The sequence below is a fragment of the Streptococcus sp. CF8-6 genome (assembly GCF_024295845.1).
Taxonomy (GTDB): Bacteria; Bacillota; Bacilli; order Lactobacillales; family Streptococcaceae; genus Streptococcus; species Streptococcus oralis_BO.
Genome location: NZ_JANCOF010000001.1, coordinates 570679 through 584737 on the forward strand (window position 1 = coordinate 570679; position 14059 = coordinate 584737).

A 14059-nucleotide genomic window follows, 5' to 3' on the forward strand; every position below is an offset into this window, starting at 1 on the left:
ATGGAAAAATTAATTGCCTATAAACGGATGCCCTTGTGGAATAAACAAACCATGCCTGAAGCTGTCCAGCAAAAGCACAATACTAAAGTCGGCACTTGGGGAAAAATTACTGTCTTGAAGGGTGCTCTCAAGTTTATTGAGCTGACTGAAGATGGTGAGGTTCTAGCTGAGCACCTCTTTGAGGCAGGAGCTGACAATCCTATGGCACAACCGCAAGCCTGGCACCGAGTAGAGGCTGCCACTGATGATGTAGAATGGTACTTGGAATTTTATTGTAAACCTGAGGATTATTTCCCTAAGAAATACCAGACCAATCCAGTCCATTCAGAGGTCCTAGAGGCTATGCAGACAGTGAAACCTGGAAGAGCCTTGGATTTGGGTTGTGGTCAAGGCCGTAACTCTCTCTTTCTCGCACAGAATGGTTTTGATGTGACAGCTGTTGATCAAAATGAATTGTCCCTTGAAATCTTGCAAAGCATCGTAGAGCAAGAGGATCTAGACATGCCTGTCGGACTTTATGATATCAATTCAGCCAGCATTAGACAAGACTATGATTTCATCGTATCGACAGTTGTTCTGATGTTCCTACAAGCGGACCGCATTCCAGCTATTATCCAAAATATGCAGGAGCACACCACGGTCGGTGGTTACAATCTTATCGTCTGTGCCATGGATACAGAGGATTATCCTTGCTCGGTTAATTTCCCATTCACCTTTAAAGAAGGGGAGTTGGCGGACTACTACAAGGATTGGGAATTGGTCAAGTATAATGAAAACCCAGGACATCTGCACCGTCGTGATGAAAATGGCAATCGTATTCAATTACGCTTTGCGACCATGTTAGCTAAAAAAATCAAGTAAATCAAACCTATACTAGCGAATAGAAATCACTTTGCAAGGTTTCTATTCGTTTTTGTTTGCGTTGGTTGATTGGGGCAAGCAGGATTTTATGCTATACTAGAAGTAGGAAATCTGAGGAGTAGGGCTGTATTGCCGATACTCTCAGCGCAAGAAAGTCTTTATGATGGAGGTGGTCGAATGACGAGTCTTTTGGTGGAATTGTATGATCGGCATGTATTGGAAAAGAATCTCTACCAAGCCTTTATCAGTGATTGTGACGAGATTCTTTTTCTATCTTTGACGAAAATAAGCAATGAAGAGAAGCTCTCTCTCCGTCAGTTTATCATGGAAGAGGTACCTCATATTCAACGAGTGACCTTTCGTCAGTTATCCTTAGAACAACTAGCAGACCAGTTAGATTATTGTCTAGCAGGCTATGACCAGGTTCTTCTTGATGTTTTTGGTGGGGATTCGCTACTAGCCTTATCTCTCTATCAATACGGCTTGGATCGCCACCTCTCCATCGTTGCCATGGATGTCGAGCGAGGAAAACAATACAAGTGGGTGGCTGGTCAGTTAGAAAAAGAAGACCTAGACATTCCAACCCTAAGCATCCAATAGCTGATCGCCTTGCGTGGCGGAAAAATGCTCAAATCAAAACGCCCTATCCACTCAGCTCAGCAAATTGCAGCCATCAAAAAACTAGCCAGTTCTGCCATTGCCAATCCTGCCCACTGGTATCAAGTGACCCAATTTTTCTCTCTAGCTAAGACCAATGACCTGCATGCTGAGACCAAAAAAATACTGGAAAACAACGGCAAGTATTATCACTATCCAGAATCCCTCATCCCTTTACTTGTGGAAGCAGGGATGCTTTGTATTGAAAGCGAAGACAAGAAACGAGTAGCCTACAGCTTTCCAAGTCAAGAAGCTCAAGTCTTTTGCCGCAACAAGGGACATATTTTAGAGGTATATCTCTATCTCTTGGCGCTTGAATCTCAGTTGTTTGATGAGTGCATGATAGGTGGTGAGATTGATTGGAATGGTATCTTTCCAGAGGCAGACAATGTTCAAAATGAGATTGATGTCATTCTGAGAAAGGGCCGGTCGATTACCTTTATCTCCTGCAAAATGACAGATTTATCTGTTGAAGCCATCAACGAACTAGAAGTCTACGCCAATCATTTTGCTGGGGAGAGTTGCCTCAAGTTGATTGTTTGTACTGGAAAAATCAATCCAGCTTATGCCAATCGCTGCCAAGAATACGGCGTGCTGGTCATTAGAAGTGAGCAGATTCCCAATCTCATTCCCATGTTGAAAAAATACTCTAAGAGGTTTAAAAGGTAGAAAAGTAATATGAAAGGCTGAAATTCCAGTCTTTTTTAGTTTTTTTTCGAATAAATGAGAAAAGGAGGTAGTCCATGTTTGTAGCCAGAGATGCCAAGGGGAATTTGGTAAATGCCCTCGAAAAAGATGTGACCAAGCAAGCTTATACTTGTCCAGCCTGTGGAGGCGGACTACGGTTACGCCAAGGACAGAGCATTCGAACGCACTTTGCCCATGAAAGGTTAAGAGATTGCATCGCTATATTCGAGAATGAAAGTCCAGAACACTTGGGCAACAAAGAGGCCCTTTATCACTGGGCCAAGAAAGACTGTCAGGTTGCCCTAGAGTACGCTCTTCCCGAGATCCAGCAGATAGCGGATGTTCTTGTCAATGAGAAACTAGCTCTGGAGGTTCAGTGCAGCCCCTTGTCTCAAAAGCTTTTAGGTGATAGAAGCCAAGGATACCGTAGCCAAGGATATCAGGTTATCTGGCTACTGGGAGAAAAACTCTGGTTAAAAGAGCGATTAACACAATTGCAAAGGGGATTTCTCTATTATAGTCAAAATATGGGTTTCTATGCTTGGGAACTAGATCTCAAAAAGCAAGTTTTGAGACTGAAATATCTTCTGCATCAGGATCTACGTGGCAAGCTTCATTTTCAGGTCAAGGAATTCCCCTATGGCCAAGGAAATCTCTTGGAAATTCTACGATTTCCTTATCAAAAACAAAAACTGCCTCGTTTTGCAGTTGTGCAAGATTCCACTATTTGTCACTACATTCGCCAGCAGTTGTACTACCAAACGCCTTACTGGATGAAAAAACAGGAGGCAGCCTATCAGCAAGGAGACAATCTATTAAACCGTCAACTAGACGACTGGTATCCTCAAGTCAAGCCGATAGAATCAGGTGATTTTTTGCAGATTGAAACGGATTTGACTAGCTATTATAGAAATTTTCAGGCTTACTATCAAAAAAATCCGAAAAATAATCGCCAAAAGCTCTATCCACCAGCCTTTTATCACTTATATTTCTCAAAAAATGTGGTAAAATAGAAAGGATGGAGGAATCTTATGGTATTACAACGACATGAAATAAATGAAAAAGATACATGGGATCTTTCGACAATCTACCCAACAGACCAGGCTTGGGAAGAAGCCTTGAAAGACTTATCTGAAAAAGTACAAACAGCGTCCCAGTATGAGGGACATCTCTTGGATAGTGCAGACAGTTTGCTTGAGATCACAGAATTCTCACTTGACTTGGAACGCCAAGTTGAAAAGCTTTATGTCTATGCGCATATGAAAAATGACCAGGACACGCGTGAAGCCAAGTATCAAGAGTACTATGCTAAGGCGATGACCCTATACAGTCAGTTAGAACAAACCTTTTCATTCTATGAACCTGAGTTTATGGAGATTAGCGAGGAGCAGTATAAGGCCTTCTTGGAAGCTCAACCAAAACTCCAAGTTTACAAGCACTTTTTTGACAAGCTCTTGCAAAAGAAAGACCATGTTCTTTCGCAACGTGAGGAAGAATTGCTTGCTGGAGCAGGAGAAATCTTTGGTTCTGCTAGTGAAACTTTCGCTATTTTGGACAATGCGGATATTAGCTTCCCATATGTCCTTGATGACGAAGGAAATGAAGTGCAACTCTCACATGGTACTTACATCCGTTTGATGGAGTCTAAAAATCGTGAAGTGCGTCGTGGTGCCTATGAAGCCCTTTATGCGACTTACGAGCAATTCCAACATACTTACGCTAAGACCTTGCAGACAAATGTTAAAGTGCAAAACTACCGCGCAAAAGTTCGCAACTATAAGAGTGCTCGCCATGCAGCCCTCGCAGCAAACTTTGTTCCAGAAAGTGTCTATGACAATTTAGTAGCAGCAGTTCGCAAGCATTTGCCACTCTTGCATCGATACCTTAACCTGCGTTCTAAAATCTTGGGTATTTCCGACCTCAAGATGTACGATGTCTACACACCGCTTTCGTCAGTAGATTATAGCTTTACCTACGAAGAAGCCTTGAAAAAGGCAGAAGAAGCTTTGGCAGTTTTAGGTGACGACTACTTGAGCCGTGTTAAACGGGCCTTCAGTGAGCGTTGGATTGATGTCTATGAAAACCAAGGCAAGCGTTCTGGTGCCTACTCTGGTGGTTCTTACGATACCAATGCCTTTATGCTTCTCAACTGGCAGGACAATCTAGATAATCTCTTTACCCTTGTCCATGAAACAGGTCACAGTATGCATTCAAGCTATACTCGTGAAACTCAGCCTTATGTTTATGGAGATTACTCTATCTTCTTGGCGGAGATTGCCTCAACGACTAACGAAAATATCTTGACAGAGAAATTATTGGAAGAAGTAGAAGACGATGCGACTCGTTTTGCAATTCTCAATAACTTCCTAGACGGTTTCCGTGGAACAGTCTTCCGTCAAACTCAATTCGCTGAGTTTGAACATGCTATCCACCAAGCAGATCAAAATGGAGAAGTCTTGACAAGTGATTTCCTCAATAAACTCTACGCGGACTTGAACCAAGAGTACTACGGACTCAGCAAGGAAGATAATCCTCAGATCCAATACGAGTGGGCACGCATTCCACACTTCTACTATAACTACTATGTTTATCAGTATTCAACAGGTTTTGCAGCTGCTTCAGCCTTGGCTGAGAAGATTGTCCATGGGAGTCAAGAAGATCGTGACCGCTATATCGACTACCTCAAGGCAGGTAAGTCTGACTATCCACTCAATGTTATGAGAAAAGCGGGAGTGGATATGGAAAAAGAAGACTATCTTAACGACGCTTTTGCAGTCTTTGAACGTCGCTTGAACGAGTTTGAAGCCCTTGTTGAAAAATTGGGACTAGCTTAAGATGGTAGAGTCTTATAGTAAAAATGCCAACCATAACATGCGTCGTCCCGTCGTCAAGGAAGAAATCGTAGAACTCATGCGCCAGCGTCAAAAGCAAGTGACAGGTTCCTTGAAGGAATTGGAAACCTTCGCTCGCAAGGAAAACATTCCCATCATTCCCCATGAAACGGTCGCGTATTTTCGGTTTCTCATGGAGACCATACAGCCCAAGAACATTTTGGAAATTGGGACGGCTATTGGCTTTTCAGCCCTCTTGATGGCGGAACATGCGCCAGATGCCAAGATTACAACGATTGATCGTAATCCAGAAATGATAGGTTTTGCCAAGGAAAACTTTGCCCAGTTTGACAGTCGTAAGCAAATCACTCTTTTAGAGGGAGATGCAGTCGATGTTTTATCTAGCCTGTCAGAAACTTATGACTTTGTCTTTATGGATTCGGCCAAGTCCAAGTATATCGTCTTTCTGCCTGAAATCCTCAAGCACTTGAAAGTTGGTGGAGTAGTCGTCTTGGATGATATTTTCCAAGGAGGAGATGTTGCCAAGGACATCATGGAAGTTCGCCGTGGTCAACGCACCATTTATCGAGGTTTGCAAAGACTTTTCGACGCAACTTTGGACAATCCAGGTCTAACAGCAACTCTAGTTCCACTTGGGGACGGCATTCTCATGCTACGAAAGAATCTAGCAGAAGTAGAGCTTCCTGAGAGCGAATGATTTTCAGAAAAATTTAAGAAATTATAGTAAAATAGATAAGGTAACACTTACCGTAAAAGGAGTAAAAATGAAGAAAAAACTTATGGCAGGAGCCATCACACTTTTATCAGTAGCAACACTTGCAGCTTGTTCAAACAGTTCTGAAGGAAAAGATTTGATCAGCATGAAGGGCGATGTGATTACAGAGCATCAATTCTTTGAAGAAGTAAAGAACAATCCAACTGCGCAACAAGTCTTGCTCAATATGACCATCCAAAAAGTATTTGAACAACAATATGGATCAGAGGTAACGGATAAAGATGTGGATGATGCCGTTGCTGAAGAACAAAAGAAATACGGCGATAGCTACAACAGCGTGCTTCAACGTGCAGGTATGACACCTGAGACTCGTAAAGCTCAAATCCGTACCAGCAAATTGGTTGAATTGGCAGTTAAGAAGGCTGCTGAGAGTGAGTTGACAGACGAAGCCTACCAAAAAGCTTTTGAGTCTTACACACCAGATGTAACAGCTCAAATCATCCGTTTAGATAATGAAGACAAGGCAAAAGAAGTACTTGAGAAAGCTAAAGCTGAAGGTGCGGATTTTGCTCAGTTGGCAAAAGACAACTCTAACGACGACAAAACAAAAGAAAATGGTGGAGAAATCACTTTTGACTCTGCTTCAACAGAACTTCCAGAACAAGTCAAGAAAGCAGCCTTTGCCTTGGATGTGAACGGGGTTTCTGATGTGATTACAGCTACTGGAACACAAGCCTACAGCAGTCAGTTCTACATCATCAAAGTAACGAAGAAAACAGAAAAATCTTCTAATATAGAGGATTACAAAGAAAAATTGAAGACCATCATCTTGACTCAAAAACAAAATGATTCAGCCTTTGTTCAAGGAGTAATTGGTAAAGAATTGCAAGCAGCAAACATCAAGGTTAAAGACCAATCATTCCAAAACATCTTCACCCAATACATCGGTGGTGGTGACTCAAGCTCAAGCAGCAGCTCTTCATCTAACTAAGAAAGCAAAAAACAAATCTCTTTTGAGATTTGTTTTTTTATACCTAATACGAGAAAATGAGTAAAATTCGAAGGATTAAAGGATAAGAGTTTTTTTCTTTCTGAAAAAGTGGTATAATAGCAATCAAAACTAGAAAATAAAACGGAATTGGGAACAGAAGCGTCTGTTCCTATTAGAGTGGTGAAATATGAAAATTAGTAAAAGGCACCTACTAAACTATTCCATTTTGATACCTTACTTCCTTTTATCGATTTTGGGGCTGATTGTGGTGTACTCGACAACGAGTGCAACCTTGATTGAAGAAGGGAAAAGTGCCTTTCAATTGGTGCGTAACCAGGGGATCTTCTGGATAGCTAGTTTGATTCTGATTGCCTTAATCTATAAATTAAAATTAGGATTCTTAAGAAATGGGCGTCTCATCTTTATCGTAATGATTGTGGAGATGGTTCTTTTAGCTCTGGCGCGACTGGTCGGAACACCTGTCAATGGAGCATACGGATGGATTTCTGTAGGACCTGTAACGATTCAGCCTGCGGAGTACCTTAAGATTATCATCATCTGGTACCTGGCACATCGATTTTCAAAGGAACAAGATGAGATTGCGGTTTATGACTTCCAGGTTTTGACACAGAATCAGTGGCTACCTCGAGCTTTTAACGATTGGCGTTTTGTTCTGCTGGTTCTGATTGGTAGCTTGGGAATTTTCCCAGACTTGGGAAATGCGACCATCTTAGTCTTGGTGGCGCTCATCATGTATACCGTAAGTGGGATCGCCTATCGTTGGTTCTCGACCATTCTGGCTCTCTTGGCAGGGAGCTCAATGTTAGTCTTGTCTGTCATTCGCTTTGTTGGGGTTGAAAAGTTCTCTCAAATTCCTGTATTTGGTTACGTTGCTAAACGTTTTAGTGCCTTCTTTAATCCCTTTAATGACTTGGCGGGTGCAGGACACCAGCTCGCAAATTCCTACTATGCAATGGTAAATGGAGGCTGGTTCGGACTGGGACTGGGAAATTCTATTGAGAAGCGTGGTTATCTGCCAGAAGCCCATACGGATTTCGTCTTTTCGATTGTCATCGAGGAGTTTGGATTCGTTGGAGCCAGTATGATTTTGGCTTTACTCTTCTTCTTGATTCTGCGAATCATCTTGGTTGGTATTCGAGCAAAGGATCCCTTTAACTCCATGGTTGCTATTGGCGTCGGAGGGATGATCCTTGTTCAGGTCTTTGTCAATATCGGTGGGATTTCAGGGTTGATTCCTTCTACAGGGGTAACCTTCCCCTTCCTTTCACAAGGTGGGAACAGTCTATTGGTATTATCCGTAGCCATCGCGCTTGTACTGAACATTGACGCAAGTGAAAAACGTGCCAAACTTATCAGAGAATACGAAAATCAAACCGATGAAAGTCTGTAAGGATTGAATGGAAAGGAAAGTATATGTCTCTTCAAAAATTAGAAAACTATAGTAATAAAGCAGTCGTCCAAGAAGAAGTCTTGATTCTGACTGAGCTATTAGAAGATATCACAAAAAATATGCTAGCGCCAGAAACCTTTGAAAAGATTATCCAGTTGAAGGAATTATCAACAAGCGAGAATTATCAAGGGCTCAATGACCTAGTGACCAGTCTTTCGAATGAAGAAATGATTTACATTTCACGCTATTTCTCTATCCTTCCACTTTTGATTAATATCTCTGAGGATGTGGATTTGGCCTATGAAATCAATCACCAAAACAATGTGGACCAAGACTATCTAGGGAAACTATCTACAACGATTAAGATGGTAGCTGAAAAAGAAAATGCAGCCGAAATTTTAGAAAAGTTAAATGTCGTTCCTGTCTTAACCGCCCATCCAACGCAAGTACAACGCAAGAGTATGCTGGATTTAACCAACCATATCCATACGCTTTTGCGCAAGTACCGTGATGTCAAACTCGGCTTGATTAATAAAGAAAAATGGCACACGGATCTCCGTCGTTACATTGAAATTATCATGCAAACGGACATGATTCGTGAGAAGAAATTGAAGGTAACCAACGAAATCACCAACGTGATGGAGTATTACCAAAGTTCTTTCCTGAATGCTGTTCCGCGTTTGACAGCTGAGTATAAAAAATTAGCTAAAGAACAAGGTATCGAGCTTGAGCATCCAAAACCAATTACCATGGGGATGTGGATAGGAGGAGACCGTGATGGGAATCCTTTCGTAACTGCGGAAACCCTCAACAAATCAGCTTTGACTCAGTGTGAAGTCATCATGAACTACTATGATGAAAAGATTTATAATCTTTATCGTGAGTTTTCACTTTCAACCAGCATCGTGAATGTCAGCGACAAGGTCCGTGAGATGGCGCTGAAGTCACAAGATAACTCCATTTACCGTGAAAAAGAACTCTATCGCCGTGCTCTTTTTGACATCCAAGCTAAGATGCAGGCAACCAAGGCTTATTTGATTGAAGACAAAGACCTTCAGCCTAGATATGCCACTGCAGATGAATTTTATCAAGATTTGTTGGCCATTCGCGACTCTCTCCTTGAAAACAAAGGGGAATACCTGATTTCAGGAGAATTTGTCGAGTTGATGCAAGCAGTAGAAATTTTTGGTTTCTACCTTGCTTCTATTGATATGCGCCAGGATTCTAGTGTTCACGAAGCCTGTGTGGCTGAATTGCTAGCATCAGCTGGTATTAACGACCATTATAGCGACCTTTCTGAAGACGAAAAATGTACCCTCCTCTTAAAAGAGTTGGAAGAAGACCCTCGTATTCTCTCAGCGACTCATGCTGAAAAGTCAGAACTGCTTGAAAAAGAACTCTCTATCTTTAAAGCTGCGCGCAAGTTGAAGGATAAACTGGGTGAAAATGTTATTCGTCAAACCATCATTTCGCACGCAACCAGTGTATCCGATATGTTAGAACTAGCCATCATGCTCAAGGAAGTCGGCTTGGTGGATGCCCAAAAAGCCCGCGTTCAGATTGTTCCCCTCTTTGAAACGATTGAAGACTTGGATCATTCGGAAGAAACCATGAGAAGATATTTCTCTCTACCTTTGGCTAAAAAATGGATTGCTTCAAAAGACAACTACCAAGAAATCATGCTTGGCTACTCTGATAGTAACAAAGACGGTGGTTACCTGTCATCATGTTGGACTCTCTATAAAGCGCAACAACAACTGACGGCTATTGGGGATGAATTTGGCGTTAAGGTTACTTTCTTCCATGGTCGTGGTGGTACTGTGGGTCGTGGTGGTGGACCAACTTATGAAGCCATCACATCTCAACCACTCAAGTCTATTAAGGACCGTATCCGTCTGACTGAGCAAGGAGAAGTCATTGGAAACAAATACGGTAACAAAGATGCTGCTTATTATAACCTTGAAATGTTGGTTTCTGCAGCCATTAACCGTATGATTACCAAGAAGAAGAGTGATACTAATACATCAAATCGTTACGAAGCCATCATGGACCAAGTAGTGGATCGTAGTTATGATATCTACCGTGATTTGGTCTTTGGAAATGAACATTTCTATGACTATTTCTTTGAATCAAGTCCAATCAAGGCAATTTCAAGCTTCAATATCGGTTCGCGTCCAGCAGCTCGTAAGACCATCACTGAAATTGGTGGTTTGCGTGCCATTCCTTGGGTCTTCTCATGGTCACAAAGCCGTGTCATGTTTCCTGGATGGTATGGAGTAGGATCCAGCTTTAAAGAGTTTATAGATCAAGATCCGAAGAATATCGAGTTCCTTCGAGACATGTACCAAAACTGGCCTTTCTTCCAATCTTTGCTTTCTAATGTAGACATGGTCTTGTCTAAGTCTAATATGAACATTGCTTTTGAATATGCCAAGCTCTGTGAAGACGAAGAAGTACAAGCTATCTACTATACTATTTTAGATGAATGGCAGTTGACAAAGGATGTTATTTTAGCTATCGAAGGTTATGACGAACTCTTGGCAGAAAACTCTTATCTAAAAGACAGTCTAAACTATCGTATGCCTTACTTTAATATCCTGAACTACATCCAGTTGGAGTTGATCAAACGTCAACGTCGCGGCGAATTGTCAGCTGACGAAGAAAAACTGATCCATACAACTATTAACGGAATTGCAACTGGTTTACGTAATTCAGGCTGATATTCTACAAACTTCCTCTTTTATAAAGGGGAAGTTTTTGAATTGTTTAAAAAATTCTAAAAATAGCCTTGACAAGTAGTTGAAAAATGATATAATTTAAACATTCAGAAAGTAATCTTGCTCATTTTTTAGAGAGTCTGTGGTTGGTGAAAGCAGATAGATGAAATTGATGAAATTGGGCTGAATGTACTTAAGAATTTGAAATCATAAAAATTCGGTGAGCACACCTTACAGTGCAACTCGTTATTGCGAGAAAGAGCGATAGGGATATTCCCTATAATTGAGGTGGCACCGCGCATCGACGTCCTCACACAAGTTTTTTGTGTGAGGACTTTTTCTATGGGGAGGAAAGACTATGAAATTTAAACGATGGCATCGCTTGATGATGTGATTTAACAAGTTAAGGTAAAAGAATTAAGGAGAAAGAAAAATGAAAAATAAACGTTTGATTGGAATTGTCGCTGGATTAGCAGTATTGGTGGTGGCTAGCTTGATTTATTCATCAATGAACAAGCCAGCAACTAAGGAAGAGCAAAAGGTCGCTAAGGTTGGTGTCCTTCAATTTGTTAGTCATCCATCCTTGGACTTGATTTACCAAGGGATTCAAGATGGACTAGCTGAAGAAGGATATAAGGACGACCAGGTAAAAATCGACTTTATGAACTCTGAAGGTGATCAGAGCAAGGTTGCAACCATGAGTAAACAATTGGTAGCAAATGGAAACGACGTTGTTGTTGGGATTGCGACACCAGCTGCTCAAGGACTTGCTAGTGCTACAAAAGACCTACCTGTTATCATGGCTGCTATTACAGACCCAATCGGTGCTAACTTGGTTAAAGATTTGAAAAAACCAGGTGGCAACATCACAGGGGTATCAGACCATAACCCTGCTGAACAACAAGTGGAATTGATTAAAACTTTGACACCAAATGTCAAAACAATCGGCGCTCTCTACTCAAGCAGTGAAGATAACTCAAAATCACAAGTTGAAGAATTCAAGGCTTATGCTGAAAAAGCAGGTTTGACAGTCGAAACATTTGCCGTTCCATCAACCAATGAAATTGCTTCAACAGTTAATGTCATGACAAGTAAGGTTGATGCGATTTGGGTTCCAATTGACAACACCATCGCATCCGCATTCTCAACAGTTGTTTCAAGCAACCAAACAGCTAAAAAGCCAATCTACCCAAGTGCCACTGCCATGGTAGAAGCAGGTGGATTAGCATCTGTAGTAGTTGACCAACACGATCTTGGAGTGGCTACTGGTAAGATGATTGCCAAAGTTTTGAAAGGTGAAAAACCAGCTGATACGCCAGTTAATGTCTTTTCAACTGGTAAGTCAGTGATTAACAAAAAACTAGCGCAGGAACTTGGTATCACCATTCCTGAGTCCGTTCTAAAAGAAGCAGGACAAGTGATTGAATAAAGATAAAGGAGGAGCTGGGCACATCTCCTCCCATTTTTACTAAAGAAAGAAATGAGTGAAAGATTATGATAGTATCCATTATTTCTCAGGGGATGGTCTGGGCGATTTTAGGTTTGGGAATCTTTATGACTTTTCGAATTTTGAATTTCCCTGATATGACTACTGAAGGTTCTTTTCCTCTTGGGGGAGCAGTAGCTGTAACCTTGATAACACAGGGAGTCAATCCATTTTTAGCGACATTGGCTGCGGTAGGAGCAGGCTGTCTAGCTGGAATGGCAACAGGTCTCTTATGTACCAAAGGAAAAATACCAACCCTCTTATCAGGAATTTTAGTAATGACTTCCTGCCATTCCATCATGCTCATGATCATGGGACGTGCCAATCTGGGGCTTCTTGGAACTAAACAAATCCAGGATGTCTTACCTTTTGATTCAGACCTTAACCAACTCCTGACTGGATTTATCTTTGTTGCTCTTGTTATTGGCCTTATGCTCTTTTTCCTAGATACCAAACTAGGTCAGGCATACATCGCTACAGGTGACAATCCTGATATGGCTCGTAGCTTTGGTATCAATACAGGACGTATGGAACTCATGGGCTTGGTTCTCTCAAATGGGATCATCGCGCTTGCAGGAGCCTTAATTGCTCAACAAGAAGGATATGCAGATGTTTCTCGAGGAATCGGCGTGATTGTCGTAGGGCTTGCTAGCTTGATTATTGGTGAGGTTTTGTTCAAGAGTTTGACCCTAGCGGAGCGACTCATGACCATCGTTGTAGGTTCTATCGCTTATCAGTTCCTCGTATGGGGAGTGATTGCTCTTGGATTTAATACAAGTTATCTGCGTTTGTACAGCGCCTTGATTTTGGCAGTTTGCCTTATGATTCCAACCTTCAAAAGCAAATACCTGAAAGGAGTCAAGTTTAGCAAATGACAGCAATTGTAGAATTAAAAAATGCTACCAAAGTCATCACGAATGGCTTTGACGAGGAAAAAATCATTCTGAATGATATTTCTCTTGAAATTTTCGAACATGATTTCATTACCATCCTAGGTGGAAATGGAGCAGGGAAGTCAACGCTTTTTAACACTATTGCAGGTACCCTACCTTTAACAAGCGGAAGCATCCGTATCATGGGCGAGGATGTGACCCATTTTTCACCAGAAAAGCGAGCTAAGTACTTGTCTCGTGTCTTTCAGGATCCTAAGATGGGTACGGCTCCTCGTATGACGGTGGCGGAAAATCTCTTGATTGCCAAGTTTCGTGGTGAGAAGAGAGGGCTTCTTCCTAGAAGGCTATCAAGCTATAGAGAAGAGTTTCAGGCTACCATTGAAAAGGTTGGAAATGGTCTTGAAAAACATCTTGACACTCCGATTGAATTTCTATCAGGTGGTCAACGTCAGGCCCTAAGTCTTTTGATGGCAACCTTAAAGCGACCAGAGTTGCTCTTGTTGGATGAACACACAGCAGCACTCGACCCCAAGACCAGCGTGGCTTTAATGGCATTAACGGATGAATTTGTCACAAAAGATAAGCTGACTGCCCTCATGATTACCCACCATATGGAGGATGCGTTGAAGTATGGAAATCGTTTGATTGTCATGAAAGAAGGTCGTATCATCCAAGACCTCAATAAAGAAGAAAAAGCTAAGATGAAAATCTCAGACTACTATCAATTATTTGAATAGATGAGCCTATATTTCATCAAAAAATAGTTAAGATTAACTTAGAAACACGGAA

10 protein-coding genes, 1 pseudogene and 1 other annotated feature are annotated in these 14059 nt (G+C 41.5%); all 11 genes and pseudogenes read left to right on the forward strand.

The window, feature by feature from the left end:
- On the forward strand, nt 1–861 hold the full coding sequence (tehB, locus tag NML69_RS02785; protein ID WP_198459723.1) for an SAM-dependent methyltransferase TehB: 861 nt from the start codon (nt 1–3) through the stop codon (nt 859–861).
- 177 nt (nt 862–1038) lie between these two features.
- A pseudogene (locus NML69_RS02790) lies at nt 1039–2187 on the forward strand (hypothetical protein).
- A gap of 74 nt (nt 2188–2261) precedes the next feature.
- On the forward strand, nt 2262–3218 hold the full coding sequence (locus tag NML69_RS02795; protein ID WP_254725240.1) for a competence protein CoiA: 957 nt from the start codon (nt 2262–2264) through the stop codon (nt 3216–3218).
- 18 nt (nt 3219–3236) lie between these two features.
- Nucleotides 3237–5039: an oligoendopeptidase F gene (pepF, locus tag NML69_RS02800; RefSeq protein WP_254725241.1), complete on the forward strand. Its 1803-nt coding sequence runs from the start codon at nt 3237–3239 to the stop codon at nt 5037–5039.
- A gap of 1 nt (nt 5040) precedes the next feature.
- Complete coding sequence (locus tag NML69_RS02805; protein ID WP_254725242.1) at nt 5041–5754, forward strand: O-methyltransferase; 714 nt, start codon at nt 5041–5043, stop codon at nt 5752–5754.
- Between the two features lie 67 nt (nt 5755–5821).
- Entirely contained in the window at nt 5822–6763 is a 942-nt protein-coding gene (gene prsA / locus NML69_RS02810; protein WP_000728082.1) for a peptidylprolyl isomerase PrsA, read from the forward strand.
- A 187-nt stretch (nt 6764–6950) separates the two neighbouring features.
- Nucleotides 6951–8174, forward strand: a complete 1224-nt coding sequence (locus NML69_RS02815; RefSeq protein WP_254725243.1) for an FtsW/RodA/SpoVE family cell cycle protein — start codon at nt 6951–6953, stop codon at nt 8172–8174.
- A gap of 23 nt (nt 8175–8197) precedes the next feature.
- Complete coding sequence (ppc, locus tag NML69_RS02820) at nt 8198–10894, forward strand: phosphoenolpyruvate carboxylase (protein ID WP_084849581.1); 2697 nt, start codon at nt 8198–8200, stop codon at nt 10892–10894.
- 96 nt (nt 10895–10990) lie between these two features.
- Nucleotides 10991–11206 (forward strand) — a binding site (T-box leader).
- A gap of 118 nt (nt 11207–11324) precedes the next feature.
- Nucleotides 11325–12320 (forward strand): tryptophan ABC transporter substrate-binding protein, encoded by a 996-nt coding sequence (trpX, locus tag NML69_RS02825; RefSeq protein ID WP_254725244.1) that lies wholly within the window; start codon nt 11325–11327, stop codon nt 12318–12320.
- A 65-nt stretch (nt 12321–12385) separates the two neighbouring features.
- The gene (locus NML69_RS02830; RefSeq protein ID WP_198459716.1) at nt 12386–13252 is read left to right on the forward strand and encodes an ABC transporter permease; all 867 of its coding nucleotides are present in this window, start codon (nt 12386–12388) and stop codon (nt 13250–13252) included.
- Complete coding sequence (locus NML69_RS02835; protein WP_254725245.1) at nt 13249–14007, forward strand: ABC transporter ATP-binding protein; 759 nt, start codon at nt 13249–13251, stop codon at nt 14005–14007. The genes NML69_RS02830 and NML69_RS02835 overlap by 4 nt, the downstream gene beginning before the upstream one ends.
- The last annotated feature ends 52 nt before the right edge of the window (nt 14008–14059 follow it).